Genomic DNA, 17481 nt, shown 5'->3' on the forward strand with positions numbered 1-17481 from the left:
TGCGAGCAGACCCCGCCAAGAATGAGAACGAATGTCTCAAACCCACTGGATATGTTCCCCAAGCAGTAATACATAAAATGTTCTGCCTGGCTGAAAATCAACCGAAGCCAGAAAAAAGGAACATGATATTTCTGGGAAAAACAATTGTTTTTCTATCAAAGCCTTCTCTGTTATAATTCATAATACACACTTATACAGACTCCTAAATAAGAAATCAAATGATTGGGAGTGCGAAAATGAAGGATGTTTCAAAAAATCAAGAAGAAAATATAAGCGATACGGCTTTAACAAATGAACTGATTCATCTTCTTGGCCATTCCCGGCATGATTGGATGAATAAGCTGCAGCTAATTAAAGGAAACTTAAGCTTGCAGAAGTATGACCGCGTCTTTGAAATCATTGAAGAAATGGTGATAGACGCTAAGCACGAATCAAAGCTCTCAAACCTGAAAACACCGCATTTAGCGTTTGATTTTCTTACGTTTAATTGGAAAGCCCAATGTATGACACTTGAATATGAAGTTCTCGGGGAAATTAAGGATTTGTCAGCTTATGATCAAAAATTGGCGAAACTGATGAGAAAGCTGTTTGATCTGTTTGAACAAGCAGTCACTAGAGGCAGTGAAAATCATTTAACCGTTTCGCTTCAAACCGATCATCCTGACAGACAGCTGATTCTGTACCTTGATTTTCACGGCACTTTTGCCAATATATCTGCCTTTGACGATTTTCGGCAAAATGGATATGAGGACTTTGATATCATGCGTTTTGAGATCACAAGTCACGAATGTCTGATTGAAATTGGGTTGAACTAGCGGAGTTTTTTAACGGTTTAGAACGGAGGACATTATGTTTGTAGATCAGGTGAAAGTGTATGTAAAAGGCGGCGACGGAGGCAACGGGATGGTTGCGTTTCGCCGTGAAAAATATGTGCCGAAAGGCGGCCCTGCCGGCGGCGACGGCGGAAAAGGAGGAGACGTCGTTTTTGAAGTGGACGAAGGTCTCCGTACTCTTATGGATTTTAGATATAAAAAACACTTTAAAGCGATTCGCGGCGAGCATGGCATGTCAAAAAACCAGCATGGACGAAATGCTGATGATATGGTCATTAAAGTTCCGCCTGGCACTGTTGTGACAGACGATGATACAAAACAGGTCATTGCCGATTTAACCGAACATGGACAGCAGGCTGTCATCGCAAGGGGCGGAAGAGGCGGAAGAGGGAACTCACGCTTTGCCACACCGGCGAACCCCGCACCTCAGCTCTCAGAAAACGGTGAACCGGGAAAAGAACGCTATGTTGTTCTTGAATTAAAAGTGCTTGCAGACGTCGGGCTTGTCGGGTTCCCAAGTGTAGGAAAATCGACTTTGTTGTCCGTCGTTTCATCTGCAAAACCGAAAATTGCGGATTATCATTTTACGACACTTGTTCCGAATCTTGGCATGGTCGAAACAGATGATGGACGGAGCTTCGTTATAGCCGATTTGCCTGGACTGATTGAAGGGGCTCATCAAGGCGTCGGGCTTGGCCACCAATTTTTGCGCCATATTGAGCGGACCCGTGTTATCGTTCATGTCATTGATATGTCCGGCTTGGAAGGCCGCGATCCGTATGAGGATTATGTGACAATTAATCAGGAATTGAGCGAGTACAATTTGCGTCTCACTGAGCGCCCGCAAATTATTGTCGCAAATAAAATGGACATGCCGCAGGCGGCGGAAAATCTTGAAGGGTTTAAAGAAAAGCTGACGGATGATTATCCGGTGTTCCCGGTCAGTGCAGTGACAAGAGAAGGTCTTCGCGAGCTTCTGTATGAAGTTGCCAATCAGCTGGAAAACACTCCGGAATTCCCGCTGTATGACGAGGAAGAGCTTACGCAAAACCGTGTTATGTACACGATGGAGAATGAAGAAGTGCCATTCAGCATCACGCGAGATCCTGACGGAGTCTTTGTGCTTTCAGGAGACAGTCTTGAGCGGTTATTCAAGATGACTGATTTCTCACGTGATGAATCTGTTAAACGATTTGCAAGACAGATGCGGGGAATGGGTGTTGATGAAGCACTCAGAGAACGCGGGGCCAAAGACGGAGACATTATCAGACTTCTTGAATTCGAATTTGAATTTATTGATTAATGATGGGTGAGAGCCTGGATATCAGGCTCTCTATTTTCAAAAGGGGGGATGCAAGTGAAAGAGGAGACGTTTTATCTTGTCCGTGAAGATGTGTTGCCTGATGCGATGAGAAAAACATTGGAAGTCAAAAAACTGCTGGATCGAAAAAAAGCAGAATCAGTGGCAGATGCCGTTCAAAAGGTGGATTTAAGCAGAAGTGCATTTTATAAATACAGAGATGCCGTTTTTCCTTTTTATACAATGGTTAAAGAGCAAATTATCACACTTTTCTTTCATTTAGAGGATCGCTCCGGGGCGTTATCTCAGCTCCTTCAGGCGGTGGCTGACTCTGGAAGCAACGTTCTTTCCATTCACCAGACCATCCCGCTTCAAGGGAGAGCAAACGTAACGCTGTCTATCAGTACATCTGCAATGGAAGAGGATATTCATACATTAATGAACAAGATGAGAAAGTTTGACTTTGTAGAAAAGGTTGAAATATTAGGTTCAGGAGCGTAAGGGGAGAGAATATCGTCATGAAAGTCGGTTATTTAGGTCCAGCAGCTACATTCACACATCTAGCAGTCAGTTCTTGTTTCCAAAATGGCGCCGAGCATGTTGCTTACCGCACGATACCGGAATGTATAGATGCGGCAGTCGCAAGTGAGGTTGATTTTGCTTTTGTTCCTTTAGAGAACGCATTAGAAGGATCAGTAAATTTAACAATAGACTATTTAATACATGAACAGCCTCTGCCCATCGTAGGTGAAATGACATTACCGATTCATCAGCACTTACTCGTTCATCCTTCCAGAGAAAATGCGTGGAAAGATCTAGACAAAATTTATTCTCACTCACATGCGATTGCGCAGTGCCATAAATTTCTGCATCGGCATTTTTCTTCCGTGCCGTATGAATACGCCAATTCAACCGGAGCGGCGGCAAAGTTTGTCAGTGACCATCCCGAGCTGAATATCGGGGTGATTGCCAATGAAATGGCGGCTTCTACATACGAATTAAAAATCGTAAAACGGGATATACAGGATTATAGAGACAATCATACGCGATTTGTCATTCTGTCTCCTGATGAAAATATAACCTTTGAAGTGAATTCAAAATTGAATTCAAGACCAAAAACAACACTGATGGTGATGCTTCCGCAGGATGATCAGTCCGGAGCGCTGCATAGAGTGCTGTCTGCTTTTTCTTGGAGAAACTTAAACCTGTCAAAAATCGAATCCCGTCCGACCAAAACCGGGTTAGGGAATTATTTCTTTATTATTGATATTGAACAGGCGTTTGATGAAGTATTAATCCCTGGGGCTATGCAGGAGCTTGAAGCGCTCGGATGCAAAGTAAAGCTGCTTGGTACATATCAATCTTATCAATTATAAAAAGCCCTATTAGGGCTTTTTTTAGTCTTCAATCAAAATACCGGCTTCTTCGAGTGCTTGACAGGCTTGATCGATGCGATGTTCATCGGGTGCTGTCAGTGTATGAAGATGCACACCATCTGTCAACTGTGATAAATAGGCGGCATTTGTGGAATTGATCTTTTTGATGAAATGTTCGACTTCTTTTCGCGTGCCGACTTGGATCGCTGCAGTTAAATCTCCGTATACAGGATGCTCAATTTTTACGTCTTTTACAGTTACCCCTTCATCCACGATGAGCTGCAATTCTTCTTCTGTCCGTTCAGGCCCGTGCAGACACGCTATAATTCTTTCTGCCTGCTGATGCTTCTGAGCGGCGGCGTCCAGATAGACATAGCCTTGGCTTGTGGCGATAATCGGCTCGTTTCTCGCTTTTAAAAGCGAGATATCCTGAACGATCACCTGTCTCGAAACATTTGCTTTTTTTGCGAGCTCTCCTCCTGTCAGCGGCGATGTGGATTCCTTCAGCCACAAAAGAAGCTGCTCACGCCTATTGGCGCCCAAGAGCTTTAATTCTTCGGTCAATATGATATTCTCCTTTCCTTTGTTCCAAAAGCGCTGTAAACGTATGTAATAACATATCCAGCTGTTCAGTTGTTGTGTTTTTTCCGAAAGAGATGCGGATAAATTGCAGGGCTTCCTGTTCTGTTTTTCTTAACGCTTTCATCGTTTCAGACGGCCCGTGATAACCTGCAGAACAAGCGCTGCCCGTTGAAATGCAAATATTATTCCGATTACATTCTAACATAACATATTGTCCTTCAAATGAGCCAAAAAAACACCCGATAATATGGGGCAGACATTCTGTGTTTGCACCATCTGCCGCAAGGGTTACAGGGAGAGACCGAATACGGATTTGTTCTAAAAAGTATTGTCTTAACATTTGATTATGGGATATCTGACTTTCCATTTCACTTACGATCAGCTCCGCTGCCGCTGTAAAGGCTCCGATACCCGGTACGTTTATCGTGCCTGCTCGAAACCCATTCTCATGAACGGTGTCAGGGTACACCGGTTTCCAATTGACGTCCGGCCGAATATAGACAGCTCCGACTCCTTTAGGGCCGTGAATTTTGTGACTGGAAATAGAGAGAGCATCCACCCCCATTTCTTCAGTATGGATGGGCAGTTTGCCGAATGTTTGTACCGCATCACAATGAAGAAGAATTTGCCTGTTGTGAAGATACGATGACAGGTGTTTAATGGGCTGAATAATTCCTGTTTCTGAATTGGCATGCTGAATAGAAACCAGGCCTGTGTCCGGGCGAATATGAGCTGCCAATATTTCCTCGGTAATAAGTCCGTACTCGTTAGGCTTAATGATTGTCACGTCAAAGCCATGATTCTGCAGTAAAGCAGCACAGTTATGGATTGATTGATGTTCCATGGCAGTCGTAATAAAATGTCTTTTTGTTTTTGGCAGGCCGTTTAACAATGATTGAATGGCAAGAAAATTGGATTCAGTGCCGCCGCTTGTAAAATATATACCGCCTGTTTCTCCGCCGATTATGTCAGCTATTTTCCCCCGGCAGTACTCCAGTATATGATTTGCTTTTCCCCCAGCGTCATGCAAGCTGCTGGCATTCCCGTACATATCAATGCTGAGCTTCTGAAATACGTCCAGTGCTTCCTCGCAAATTGGCGTGGTTGCTGCATAATCTAAATAAATCATCCGGTCTTTCCTCCATATGTTCTTCATAAAAAACTCTTGAGTTTATTTTATCGTTGTGTAAATATAGGTGTCAAGACAGGTGTAAACAACAGGAGGTGGCATATGTCTATAAAGACGATTGTGGTTATTGGTTCAGGAGCGGCGGCACTTGCCCTGGCTTCTGCACTTCCGCCATCATACCAGGTGACTGTCATCACGAAAAAAAGCACAAAAAACAGCAATTCAAGACATGCACAGGGCGGAATTGCGGCGGCTTATGCAAAAGATGACTCGATTGCGTCTCATATGGAGGATACGTTATATGCAGGCTGCGGACATAACGATCAAAACATCGTATCAGACGTTTTACTTGATGGAAAAACCATCATTGAGAACTTTTTGGAGAATGACTTTCCATTTGACCGGGATAAACAAGGCAAAGTCAGCCTTGGCAGGGAAGGAGCCCATACGCGTAACCGCATATTTCATGCGGGAGGAGACGCTACAGGCAGCATGCTTATTGATTACTTGCTGAAACAAATCAATAGCCAAATCGAAGTCATCGAGAATGAAACAGCGGTTGATTTGCTGATGAAGAATGGGCGCTGTGCCGGTGTAGTGACGAAAGACAGCCGCGGCCGGATCAATTTGCGGCATGCGGATGAGGTTGTGCTGGCAGCTGGCGGATGCGGAAGCTTGTTTCAGCACCATACGAACGATCCATCTGTCACGGGTGATGGTCTTTCACTTGCTTACCGGGCCGGAGCGGAATTAACTGATTTAGAGTTTACCCAGTTTCATCCTACACTTCTCGTCAAAAATGGCGTCTCGTGTGGGCTTGTTTCAGAGGCAGTCAGAGGTGAGGGCGGTTTTATAACAGACCAAAACGGCCGCCGTATTATGGCCGGACGGCATCCGCTGGAGGATTTAGCACCACGGGACGTCGTCTCGCGGGTGATTCATGAAGAAATAGCAAAAGGAAAACGTGTGTATATTGATTGCAGCGCTATTTCTGACTTCGAAGTGCGTTTTCCCACAATCACCTCTATTTGCGAAAAGGCAGGGGTTGATATTCGTAAAAGAAAAATACCTGTTGCGCCGGGAATGCATTTCTTAATGGGAGGCGTTTCAGTCAATCGGTGGGGAGAAACAACTGTGCCCGGGCTTTACGCGATAGGGGAAACTGCATGCACCGGCTTACACGGAGCCAATCGTCTTGCGAGCAATTCCTTGCTGGAGGCACTTGTATTTGGTAAAAGAGCAGCAGAACATATCATGAGAAAACCGGTTGATAACAGGTATAGTCAATTCAACGGTGAAACCAGCGGTGTTTATGAGGTGCCTAATATTAAGCTTTCTGAACTGCAAAACAGAATGACAAGCGATATGTCCATAATAAGAGAAAAAGACAGGCTGATTGAGATGAGCAATTGGCTTTATGCGCTCCCATCTCAGAAGATAAATGTGAAAGATATCACAATTCCGCAGCTGGAGCTTTCTCACTTGTGGCAGGTCGCAAAGCTGATGACTTCGTCTGCTCTATTGCGGGAAGAAAGCAGGGGGGCGCATTTTCGAGTTGATGTTCCTCAGGCTGATGCAGGCTGGCAAGGAAAACAAATTGTCCATACAAAAAAGGGAACCAAAATGAGAAAAAACGAAGGGATTTGGAGAAATGAATCATTTACAGCTGAAAAAATTGCTGAATCACTTTTTTCATGAGGATATAGGGACGGGAGATCTTACATCACAGTCCATCTTTGAAGGACAGAACTGTGAGGCCTCAATTGTTGCAAAGTCAGACGGCATTTTCGCCGGAGCTGCGGTGATTAAGGAAGGCTTTGCTTTATTAGATGAAAAGGTTCAGACGTTTTTACACAAAAAAGATGGAGATCATTTGCGAAAGGGTGATGTGATTGCCGTCTTACGCGGGCCGGCCGCTGCTCTTCTTTCTGGAGAGAGGGTAGTATTAAATCTTATTCAAAGGCTGTCGGGTATTGCGACGATGACAAGGCAGGCTGTTGAACGGCTTGATGATGAACAGATTAAGGTTTGTGACACAAGGAAAACGACGCCGGGGTTAAGAATGCTCGAAAAATATGCGGTCAGGGTCGGAGGAGGATATAACCATCGATTCGGCCTGTACGACGGAATCATGATCAAAGATAATCATATTGCAGCTTGCGGTTCCATTGTAAAGGCGTGTGAAAAAGCGCGGCAGGCAGCAGGGCACATGGTGAATATTGAAGTGGAAATTGAATCTGAGGAGCAGCTCAGAGAAGCCATTCTTGCTGAAGCTGATGTCATTATGTTTGACAATTGCCCGCCTGACACTGTCCGCCATTTTGCAAATATCACACCGGATCACATTAAAACCGAAGCTTCCGGAGGAATTACATTAGAATCTCTGCCCGCTTTTAGAGGGACGGGTGTGAATTATATTTCCTTAGGATTTCTGACTCATTCGGTCAGAAGCTTAGATATCAGCATGGATGTAGCGTTAACAAATCAGTCAGTGGAGGAATGCGGTTATGTCAATTCTTGAGGCAATCAAACAATTTGAAATGATGCCTGACCATTATAAAGTGCTGTCAATGAAAGAGATGGAGAGACGTGTTGCAGCCATTAAGGAAAAGTTCGGGAGCAGGTTGTTTATTCCAGGCCATCATTATCAAAAGGATGAAGTAATTCAATTTGCTGACCAAACGGGCGATTCACTCCAGCTTGCCCAAATGGCGGAAAAAAATAAGGATGCGGAATATATTGTATTTTGCGGCGTACATTTTATGGCAGAGACCGCTGATATGCTGACAGGTACGGACCAAACAGTCATCCTGCCAGATATGAGAGCGGGCTGCTCTATGGCTGATATGGCTGACATGCAGCAGACGAACAGGGCGTGGGAGAAACTTCAGCATATATTCGGCGACACGATCATACCATTAACCTATGTGAATTCTACAGCGGAGATCAAGGCATTTGTCGGAAAGCACGGCGGAGCGACTGTAACCTCATCCAATGCCAAAAAAGTGCTTGAATGGGCGTTTACACAGAAAAAACGCATTTTATTTCTGCCTGATCAGCATTTAGGAAGGAACACCGCTTATGAACTTGGTATCCCGCTTGAGGACATGGCTGTCTGGGACCCGATTCAAGATCAATTAGAGAACGAGGCAGAACAAAACGATATCAAGGTTATTCTTTGGAAAGGCCACTGCTCTGTACATGAAAAATTCACCGTGAAAAACATAAATGATTTGAGAGAACGAGATTCTGACATCCGGATCATTGTTCATCCTGAATGCTCCCATGAAGTCGTAATGCAAAGCGACGACAGCGGATCAACGAAATATATTATTGATACAATCAGCCACGCTCAGCCGGGAAGCAAATGGGCAATCGGTACAGAAATGAATCTTGTTCAGCGACTGATTCAAGAGCATTCCGACAAACAGATCGAATCACTCAATCCGGATATGTGTCCATGTCTGACGATGAATCGAATTGACCTCCCGCACTTGCTCTGGTCTTTAGAACAAATAGAAAAAGGAGAACCAGCAGGCGTGATCAAAGTGCCGAAAGTCATTCAGGACGATGCCCTTCTTGCGCTGAATCGAATGCTTTCCATCACGTAAACCAGAAATATTTCCCCTCCTGTACTCATAATTACTTTTGATCAGGCATATGTTGTGAAGAAACATATTGTAATCACAACTGAACTGTTCACGTTTTGCATAGGAGGGGAAAACGTTGAAAATCCATATCGTTCAAAAAGGCGATTCACTCTGGAAAATAGCTGAAAAATACGGAGTTGATGTTGAGGAAGTAAAAAAACTCAATACGCAGCTCAGCAATCCAGATTTAATCATGCCTGGAATGAAAATAAAAGTGCCGTCTGGGGGTGTTCCAGTCAGAAAAGAGATAAAAGCGGGCAAAAGTCCGGCGGCAGTCGGGGATGAGAAGCAAGAACACCCATTTTCCAAGGAGAAGCCTAAATCCGTTGTCGACGTAGAAGACACAAAACCGAAAGAAAAGCAGTCTGTTCCTTTTGTGCCGCCGATGCCGAATTTGCATGATAATGTGTATCCTGAAGCTGATGTGAACGATTATTATGATATGAATCAGCTTTTTCAGCCTTGGTCACCTCCTAAACCGGAGGAGCCTAAAAAGCATCATGACGGAAATATAGATCATATGTATGACATGCAAGATCAATTTCCACAACAGGAGGCAATGAGTAATATGGAAAATGCAAATTATCCGAATATGCCCAATACGCCTAAGGCGCCAGATGTAGGCGGTATGGAAGAAGAAAACATCCACCACACTGTTCCGAATATGCCGGCAGTTCAGCCATATTATCCGTATCCAGCCCATTTTGTGCCATGTCCGGTTCCTGTCTCACCGATACTGCCTGGATCCGGCCTGTGCTACCCATACTATCCTGCACATGCATTTCCGATGCATCAGCCTTATGGCTACCAGCCAGGTTTTGTATCACCTTCGCAATATGATCCGGGTGAATATGATAACCAGCATCATGAAAACAGCCATCACGGGCATTACGGATATCAGCCTTCGCACGGCGCGCCTCAATATGCATCGCCGGCTTATGGATCTCCTTATGGGCATATGCCATATGGTCCTTATTATGGCGCTCCTCAAGTGATGGGTGCTTATCAGCCAAATGTGGCACATGGTTATATGCCGCCATTTAAGGATCATGATGATTGCGGGTGTGACGATGATCAGCAGCCATACTTCTCAGCACCTGGATATCAGGGAGGAGCATATGGAACTCCTTATATGCCTTACGGAGGAGCAAATCCGAATCCGTATGCAGCCGGAACTTCCATGCCAAATCAGCCTTCAACAAACCAGATGTTTGGACGCCCGGAAGAAGAAAGTGAATGATTGTTCGGGACGATGTAAATCGTTCCTTTTTTTATATTGTCTTACAATCGTCGAATGGTCATAACTGACACGCTTAACATATCTCCCTGATGCACATGATAAAAACGAGCACAACATGCTCAATCAGTCCTCGGGGGGTTTTTCCATTGGGTAGAAAGTTAACAATTGCAGGCCTCATTTTGATGACAGCCGGATTAACAGCATGCGGCGCAAATAATGATGCCCTTAATGATACGCGTAATAACGGTAATAACGGCAATACCCGTCCAATCGGATATTATACAAATGAGAATGACGCTGACAGACAGGGAGACGGGATGGATCACGACGGCCCGGTCTCTGAATTGATGGAGGACCAGAACGGCCAGAACGGCCGTGACCGAAACACAACCAATGTAAACGACCGTGTTACTGCAGATGATCGCGTCCCATTGGCAACTGACGGAACATATAACAACACAAATAACAGAAACATGAACCGAAATGGGACGAACAACAACGGGTATGACAACCAAGAGAACAGAAGACTTGCCGCAAAAATCGCCAATCGTGTGAAACAAGTCAAAAACGTCAACGACACACAAGTGATGGTAACGGATGACAAAGTAGTCATCGCAGTCAGAAGCCACGCTGATTTTACACAGTCTGACAGGCAAAATGTCAAAAAAGCCGCACGAAACTATGCGGATGGCCGTGACGTTCAAGTATCTACAGATAAAGGACTGTTCACAAGACTTCATAAAATGAACAGACGCTAGGACTAAGAAGGCTGCCGGAGAGTGATTCCCGGCGGTCTTTTTCTTTACAACGGCTTGCAATACCCATTAAAGTGTACATAGAAATATCAAGGAAGGTGAAAGCATGGCTGGCCATTCTAAGTGGAAAAACATCCAAAAAAGAAAAAATGCGCAAGACGCAAAGCGCGGAAAAGTATTTATGAAGCTTGCTAAAGAAATCTATGTGGCAGCAAAGCAAGGCGGAGCCGATCCTGAAGCAAATTCAGCATTGCGGCTTGTGATTGAAAAAGCAAAAGGCGCCAATATGCCAAATGATAATATAGACCGTGCCCTAAAAAAAGCCGCAGGAAGCCAGGACGGCAGCAGCTACGAGGAAATCACCTATGAAGGCTACGGTCCCTCAGGGGTTGCCGTCATGGTGGAGTGCTTAACTGATAATAAAAACCGTACGGCGACAAATGTGCGGACAGCTTTCAATAAAAACGGCGGAAGTCTCGGAGAAAGCGGATGTGTAGCATTTTTGTTTGAACGGAAGGGGTACATTGCAATTGACCGCACACATCGGCAAATAGAAGAGGATGACTTGATGCTTGATGTCATAGAAGCGGGCGGCGAAGAGCTGCAGACAGAGGATGAATTCTTTGAGGTATTAACAGCGCCTGAACGTTTTGAAGAGGTAAAAACAGCACTTGAAGCAAATTATCCAGTTGATTCAGCTGAAGTAACCATGATTCCGAAAACATATGCAGAGGCTGATGATGAGGCTGTTGAAAAACTGGAAAAATTGATCGATGCGCTTGAAGACGATGATGATGTTCAGGCAGTGTATACAAATTACCAGTAATATAAAAATGACCGGCGCGAAGTGATCTCAGGCCGGTCTTTTTTCATCTTAAGAGACGCGCTCATTTTCGTGTGTGTATTCTTTCTCCCAGAAATCAGCGTTTTTGATGCCGAGAGCTTTAGGATCAAAGACTGGGTCTAAGCCTTGTTTCTTCTGTTGCTCATAATCCTTTAACGCAATAAGCGCCGGCTTGGCGAGCAAAACAATGGCAATGACGTTCAGCCAAACCATAATGCCAAGTCCCGCGTCACCTAATGCCCAAGCAAGTGTAGCGGTTTTGACAGCACCGTAGAATGTCGCGGCTAAAATGATCAGTTTTAAGCCCAGCATTGCCCACTTGCTTTCTCTGCCTCTCGCTAAATATGCGATATTTGTTTCAGCGATGTAGTAATAAGCCATAATGGTTGTAAAAGCGAAGAAGAACAAAGCAATAGCGACAAAGCCTGCACCAAAGCCGGGCAGCACACTGTCAATGGCGGCCTGAGTGAAGCCCGGTCCAGCTTCTACACCTTTCAGGTGATTGACAATAAATGAACCGTCGGCAGCCTGTGTATTGTACATACCGGTAAATAAAATCATGAATGCTGTAGCGGAACATACAAATAAAGTGTCGATATAAACAGAAAATGCCTGAACCAATCCTTGCTTTACCGGATGAGATACCTCTGCGGCGGCAGCAGGATGAGGGCCTGTTCCTTGTCCGGCTTCGTTTGAATAAATGCCTCGTTTGACGCCCCATGAAATGGCCATGCCGATGAGACCGCCGAATGCGGAATCTAATGCAAAAGCACTTCTGAAAATCAAAGAAATGACAGCAGGCAGTTCAGAAATATTCATCACAATGATGATCAGAGAGAGCAGAATGTATCCGACTGCCATAAACGGGACAATCATTTGTGCGGCACTGGCGATACGTTTTACACCTCCGAAAATGATAAAACCTAATAAGAGAACAAGAAAACAGCCAGTAATGGCAGGAGAGATGCCGAATGCATTTTGGACGCCCGCTGCAATGGAGTTGGACTGGACCCCTGGCATAAGGAGAGCCATTGCAATAAGGGCCGCAGCCGCAAATAAAACAGCAAACCACTTAATGCCTAATCCTTTTTCTATATAATAAGCGGGTCCGCCTCGATATTGGCCGCCTTGTTTCACTTTATAAATTTGGGCAAGAGTAGATTCAACAAAGGCGCTCGAAGCACCGATAAAAGCAATGGCCCACATCCAGAACACCGCGCCGGGTCCGCCGAACGCAATTGCTGTTGCCACACCTGCGATGTTTCCGGTCCCCACCCTGCCGGACAGCGCGATTGATAATGCTTGAAACGAAGATACCCCTGCCTCTGAGCTCTTGCCTTGAAACATCAGCACAATCATTTCCTTGATGTGTCTGACTTGTAAAAAACGGGTCACAATAGAAAAGATCAATCCAATTCCTAATAAAATATAAATGACGGGTGTACTCCATAAGACCGCGTTTAAACTAGCAACAACATCTGCCATCAAGCTTCCTCCTCACGTCGTTTCGATTGCATTTATAAAGAGGATTTTGGGTTAATTGAACTATTTTTACAATCAATCTGTCACATTATATAACGTGTAATGATCATGAGAGGGGAGAATGGGGTGAAAAAAGCGCAGCGTATGAAGTACGCTGCGCTTCTGTTTATAAAGGCATGTGGACACCAATTATGAAACAGTCTTTGAGAAATAAATAGCCAAGCTGATTGCGTATATAAAAAGCAAAACGAGAAGGATATTTCATTATCTCATCTCACTGATGCTTGCGGCGGTTCCTCACGAATCCAATGATCATCCTTTCGCCAATCATAAGTTTCATCGATATCAAGATGTAAAGTCTGGCCGCCGATTTTTACTGTATTGTTGTTCAACCATTTAACAGCTGGTCTGCTGTCAGGATAATTCCAGTAGATTGTTTTTTTGACAAGTGTTTTTTCATTCACGAGTTCGCCTCTGGCGGCATCTAAGCCTAAGGTATTTTTGGATACATAAGTGTTTAGCGTATAGCTTCCGTCCGGTGATTCCACTGATTGTACGAGGCTGCCTTTCGGAACGTTTTTGAGTGAAAAAAACATCCAATAAACGGCACCGCCGAAGAACAGAAGACATGAGAATATAATAAGAGGGACTTTACTGCGTGTTTTGATGTGACTCTCACCCTTTTTTTCTCTCATTTTATCATATCGCGGATTTTATACGATCTTTACATTTCTTTAAAATTTCCTCAATAAAGTGAAGGTATGATAAAGGAAAATAGATAAAGGGTGGGGGAGACAGAAATGGAAAACACATATTGTCATTCCAGCGAAAAGAACTCAGAAGCGGTTTATTTGAGTGTGAGAGGGTATCGCATCAAGCTGTCGTCTGAACAAATGAAATTAATTTCTGCTGTCAGAAAATAAAAATAAAATGATAAAGGCAGCCGCATATGCTGCTGCCTTTTCTATGAAGAATATTTTCTTTTCCGTTGTGCAAAGTGCTTCTGAAACCAAACTTTTTTATATAAAAAAGCAATAACCTCAAGCCAAAAGCCCGGGATTTTTTTCGGGAAAATCGGCTTTTTATAAAGCGTATGATACGCCGTTTTTAAATCGTCCCACTGCGTGCACGTTTTCTTCTGTTCAAATCTCGCAACATCAATGACCCGCACTGCTCCGGATTCAGTCAGAATCAGATTGCGCAAATGAATGTCTGACGGGTTGAGGCCGGCTGCACGGGCGTCAGAAAGTGCGTCCTCTACCTGCTGAATCATATCGTCGCTGATCGCGATGCCTTTTTTCAGGCAGTTGTAAAAGGTATCGCCTTTAATATATTCCATTAAAATAAATGAATCACCAGTTTCATAAATGTCAGGGTAGAATGCGGATCCGGCTAATTTTTCATAAATCGCTGCTTCTTTGACGGCTGTCGCTTGATACTCCGGAAAAAATACCTTCAGCGCCATTTTCCGGTCACCTTCTGTTATGGCAAACACATAGGCGCTTCGTCCCTTGCCGATCAATGTTAATTCCTCGGGTTTCTCTTTGACTTTATCAAATCTGCTGTTTTGGCGGTATATGACTGAATGGGCCAGTGCCTCTGCTTTTGTCAGCATTTCATTCACCTTCTTTGCTCTATTTTATGCAGTTGTTTATAGGAAAATCCAAAACTGTTCAGGAAAAAGAGCCTAAATATAGTGTATCTGGTCTTGGGAAAGAAGGCTACCTATAAGCTTTGATTGTGATAAAAGAGACATGAAAACGTTGATTCCCCTCCTTGAAAAGCGCTTACAAATGGGATACTATTAATTTGAAATAAAGCGCTTTCGTAAACTATCAAGGGGGAACACGCTATGACGAAACAGATGGTGACAGGAATTATCGGTGCAGGGCGCATCGGCAAACTTCATGTTCAAAATATACATCGGATTCCTCATATGAAAATAAAAGCGGTTTCTGATATTTCTGCAAGCTGTTTACAGGATTGGGCCGCCAGTCACCACATTGAATACATAACCGCTGACTATAGAGATTTATTGCTTGATCCTGATATTGACGCTGTTTTTATCTGTTCGCCAACAAACACACATGCGCAAATCATCAGAGAAGCAGCTGAGGCGAAAAAACATATTTTTTGTGAAAAACCAATCAGTTTTTCTCCCGATGAAACGAAGGAGGCGCTTGCGGCCGTGCGGAAACACGGGGTTAAGCTGCAAGTCGGATTTAACCGCCGTTTCGACCCTCATTTTAAGAAAATCAAAACCATTGTCTCAAATGGTGAAATCGGCACGCCTCATTTATTAAAAATTACGTCACGGGACCCTGAACCGCCGAATGTTGATTATGTCCGCACATCAGGCGGCTTATTTATTGATATGTCGATTCATGATTTTGATATGGCGAGATACATCATGGGAAGTGAAGTGACGGAAGTGTATGCAAAAGGAGCGGCTTTGGTGAATCCGTCCTTTGCAGAGCTGGGGGACATTGATACGGCTGTCATTACCTTGACATTTGCAAACGGTGCCATGGGTGTGATAGACAACAGCCGTCAAGCTGTGTACGGATATGACCAGCGGGTCGAGGTTTTCGGCACGAAAGGCTCGGCAGCAGCGGCTAACAGCAGGCCGACGACGGTAGAAGTGTCAACGGCTGACTTTGTCATGAAGGATAAACCGCATTTCTTTTTTCTTGAACGCTATAAGGAAGCCTACACAGAAGAGATTCTTCAGTTTGCAGATGCGATCAAAACCAATCGGGAGACTGCCTGCACCGGCGAGGACGGCTTTCAGGCGGAACGAATAGCAAGGGCGGCTCAGCAGTCGCTCGCTTTAGGCATGCCTGTCAGCATTGAACATACTGAAAAAAATGTTTTTTAATATTCAGATAAAGGGATTACAATACAGCAAGCTTGGGTATATACATTCCATTGATACTTTATAAAAAGTAGGCGGTGGAAATCATGAATACAGCACATGCTAAAGGAAATGCTTTAAACAAAATCGGTATTCCTTCTCACATGATTTGGGGTTATATTGGTGTGGTCATCTTTATGGTTGGAGACGGACTTGAGCAAGGATGGCTGTCTCCTTTTCTTGTTGATCACGGTCTCAGTATGCAGCAATCTGCTTCGCTGTTTACGGTGTATGGCATTGCTGTCACGATTTCGGCTTGGCTATCAGGAACCTTTGTCCAGACTTGGGGGCCAAGAAAGACGATGACGGTCGGTTTACTTGCTTTTATCCTCGGTTCGGTTGCTTTTATCGGCTGGGCGATTCCTCATATGTACTATCCGGCTCTCTTGGGCAGCTACGCGCTCAGGGGCTTGGGATACCCGCTGTTTGCATACTCGTTTCTTGTATGGGTATCATACAGCACCTCTCAGCAAATCCTTGGTAAAGCCGTCGGCTGGTTTTGGTTTATGTTTACGTGCGGCCTGAACGTGCTTGGACCGTTTTATTCGAGCTATGCGGTTCCGGCGATTGGAGAAATCAATACGCTTTGGAGCGCTTTACTATTTGTGGCAGCAGGCGGAGTTCTCGCACTGTTTTTTAATAAAGATAAATTTATGCCTGTACAAAAACAAGATCAGCCGAAATGGAAAGAGCTGTCGAAGGCGTTTACAATTATGTTTGAAAATCCTAAAGTCGGCATCGGCGGCGTAGTCAAGACAATAAATGCTATCGGACAATTCGGATTTGCGATATTTCTTCCGACCCATTTGGCGCGTTACGGCTATTCTGTTTCAGAATGGCTGCAAATTTGGGGGACGCTGTTTTTTGTCAACATTGTATTTAACATCATTTTCGGCGCGGTCGGAGATAAACTGGGCTGGCGCAATACTGTCATGTGGTTTGGCGGAGTCGGCTGCGGCATTTTTACACTGGCGCTCTATTACACGCCGCAATTGATCGGGCATCAGTACTGGGTGCTGATGATCATTGCCTGCTGCTACGGTGCGGCACTGGCCGGATATGTTCCATTAAGCGCGCTTTTGCCGACGCTTGCGCCTGATAACAAAGGTGCTGCCATGTCTGTGTTAAATCTGGGGTCGGGTCTGTGCGCTTTTATTGCTCCCGGCATCGTGAGCCTTTTTATCGGCCCGCTCGGCGCAGGCGGCGTGATATGGATTTTTGCGGCATTATATTTTCTCAGTGCTTTCCTGACACAATTTCTGACGATTTCAGAACGGCACGCCGATATGTATCCAGAGGAACGGCTTGTCAGGAAAAATGTGCAAACAAATTTTGAGGAAACGGTTAAGCAGTAGCCTCTTTGGTCAGACTAGTCA

General features: G+C 44.6%; 19 protein-coding genes. 13 read left to right on the forward strand and 6 right to left on the reverse strand.

Features of this window, described 5'->3' with window-relative positions; genetic code table 11:
• Positions 1–36: 36 nt before the first annotated feature.
• Positions 37–159, reverse strand: a complete 123-nt coding sequence (locus tag ACQVGS_RS07225) for a hypothetical protein (RefSeq protein WP_125825434.1) — start codon at positions 157–159, stop codon at positions 37–39.
• Between the two features lie 77 nt (positions 160–236).
• On the opposite strand from ACQVGS_RS07225, the gene spo0B reads away from it, so the two are divergent.
• From spo0B to pheA, 4 genes are read left to right on the forward strand one after another with little or no spacing between them, the layout of a single operon-like run.
• Positions 237–815, forward strand: a complete 579-nt coding sequence (spo0B, locus tag ACQVGS_RS07230; protein WP_095714292.1) for a sporulation initiation phosphotransferase Sop0B — start codon at positions 237–239, stop codon at positions 813–815.
• Between the two features lie 34 nt (positions 816–849).
• A complete protein-coding gene (obgE, locus tag ACQVGS_RS07235) occupies positions 850–2136 on the forward strand; it encodes a GTPase ObgE (protein WP_024122348.1) in 1287 nt (428 codons plus the stop codon).
• A 54-nt stretch (positions 2137–2190) separates the two neighbouring features.
• On the forward strand, positions 2191–2634 hold the full coding sequence (gene thrR, locus ACQVGS_RS07240; protein ID WP_010335153.1) for a transcriptional regulator ThrR: 444 nt from the start codon (positions 2191–2193) through the stop codon (positions 2632–2634).
• A 17-nt stretch (positions 2635–2651) separates the two neighbouring features.
• Entirely contained in the window at positions 2652–3509 is an 858-nt protein-coding gene (gene pheA / locus ACQVGS_RS07245) for a prephenate dehydratase (protein WP_151174402.1), read from the forward strand.
• A 21-nt stretch (positions 3510–3530) separates the two neighbouring features.
• On the opposite strand, the gene ACQVGS_RS07250 is transcribed toward pheA, so the two are convergent.
• Positions 3531–4073: a transcription repressor NadR gene (locus tag ACQVGS_RS07250; RefSeq protein ID WP_095714293.1), complete on the reverse strand. Its 543-nt coding sequence runs from the start codon at positions 4071–4073 to the stop codon at positions 3531–3533.
• Positions 4039–5220, reverse strand: a complete 1182-nt coding sequence (locus ACQVGS_RS07255; RefSeq protein ID WP_106020197.1) for an IscS subfamily cysteine desulfurase — start codon at positions 5218–5220, stop codon at positions 4039–4041. The genes ACQVGS_RS07250 and ACQVGS_RS07255 overlap by 35 nt, the downstream gene beginning before the upstream one ends.
• A gap of 102 nt (positions 5221–5322) precedes the next feature.
• Here ACQVGS_RS07255 and nadB point away from each other — a divergent pair, with 102 nt between their 5' ends.
• The 6 genes from nadB to ACQVGS_RS07285 all read left to right on the forward strand — a co-directional run bounded on the left by nadB (position 5323) and on the right by ACQVGS_RS07285 (position 11691).
• Positions 5323–6918, forward strand: a complete 1596-nt coding sequence (gene nadB, locus ACQVGS_RS07260; RefSeq protein ID WP_487446299.1) for an L-aspartate oxidase — start codon at positions 5323–5325, stop codon at positions 6916–6918.
• The gene (gene nadC / locus ACQVGS_RS07265; protein ID WP_106020195.1) at positions 6872–7741 is read left to right on the forward strand and encodes a carboxylating nicotinate-nucleotide diphosphorylase; all 870 of its coding nucleotides are present in this window, start codon (positions 6872–6874) and stop codon (positions 7739–7741) included. The genes nadB and nadC overlap by 47 nt, the downstream gene beginning before the upstream one ends.
• Positions 7728–8831, forward strand: a complete 1104-nt coding sequence (nadA, locus tag ACQVGS_RS07270; protein ID WP_106020194.1) for a quinolinate synthase NadA — start codon at positions 7728–7730, stop codon at positions 8829–8831. The genes nadC and nadA overlap by 14 nt, the downstream gene beginning before the upstream one ends.
• Positions 8832–8946: 115 nt before the next feature.
• A complete protein-coding gene (gene safA / locus ACQVGS_RS07275; RefSeq protein WP_106020193.1) occupies positions 8947–10110 on the forward strand; it encodes a spore coat assembly protein SafA in 1164 nt (387 codons plus the stop codon).
• Between the two features lie 146 nt (positions 10111–10256).
• Positions 10257–10868 (forward strand): spore germination protein SgpA, encoded by a 612-nt coding sequence (gene sgpA, locus ACQVGS_RS07280; protein ID WP_024122340.1) that lies wholly within the window; start codon positions 10257–10259, stop codon positions 10866–10868.
• Between the two features lie 103 nt (positions 10869–10971).
• Positions 10972–11691: a YebC/PmpR family DNA-binding transcriptional regulator gene (locus ACQVGS_RS07285; RefSeq protein ID WP_106022198.1), complete on the forward strand. Its 720-nt coding sequence runs from the start codon at positions 10972–10974 to the stop codon at positions 11689–11691.
• Between the two features lie 48 nt (positions 11692–11739).
• Here ACQVGS_RS07285 and ACQVGS_RS07290 read toward each other — a convergent pair whose 3' ends face one another.
• Positions 11740–13194 (reverse strand): alanine/glycine:cation symporter family protein, encoded by a 1455-nt coding sequence (locus ACQVGS_RS07290; protein WP_106020191.1) that lies wholly within the window; start codon positions 13192–13194, stop codon positions 11740–11742.
• Positions 13195–13460: 266 nt separating this feature from the next.
• The gene (locus ACQVGS_RS07295) at positions 13461–13787 is read right to left on the reverse strand and encodes a DUF5412 family protein (RefSeq protein ID WP_254517810.1); all 327 of its coding nucleotides are present in this window, start codon (positions 13785–13787) and stop codon (positions 13461–13463) included.
• 204 nt (positions 13788–13991) lie between these two features.
• On the opposite strand from ACQVGS_RS07295, the gene ACQVGS_RS07300 reads away from it, so the two are divergent.
• Entirely contained in the window at positions 13992–14114 is a 123-nt protein-coding gene (locus tag ACQVGS_RS07300) for a hypothetical protein (protein ID WP_254517809.1), read from the forward strand.
• A gap of 41 nt (positions 14115–14155) precedes the next feature.
• On the opposite strand, the gene ACQVGS_RS07305 is transcribed toward ACQVGS_RS07300, so the two are convergent.
• Positions 14156–14806 carry a phosphotransferase gene (locus tag ACQVGS_RS07305; protein ID WP_254517808.1) on the reverse strand — a complete coding sequence of 217 codons (651 nt, stop codon included), beginning with the start codon at positions 14804–14806 and terminating at the stop codon, positions 14156–14158.
• A 237-nt stretch (positions 14807–15043) separates the two neighbouring features.
• Between ACQVGS_RS07305 and iolG the strand changes: the two genes are divergently transcribed.
• Complete coding sequence (gene iolG / locus ACQVGS_RS07310; RefSeq protein WP_254517807.1) at positions 15044–16069, forward strand: inositol 2-dehydrogenase; 1026 nt, start codon at positions 15044–15046, stop codon at positions 16067–16069.
• 83 nt (positions 16070–16152) lie between these two features.
• On the forward strand, positions 16153–17460 hold the full coding sequence (locus ACQVGS_RS07315; RefSeq protein WP_254517806.1) for an MFS transporter: 1308 nt from the start codon (positions 16153–16155) through the stop codon (positions 17458–17460).
• Positions 17461–17481 lie beyond the last annotated feature (21 nt).

Source organism: Bacillus sp. SD127, from assembly GCF_058566445.1.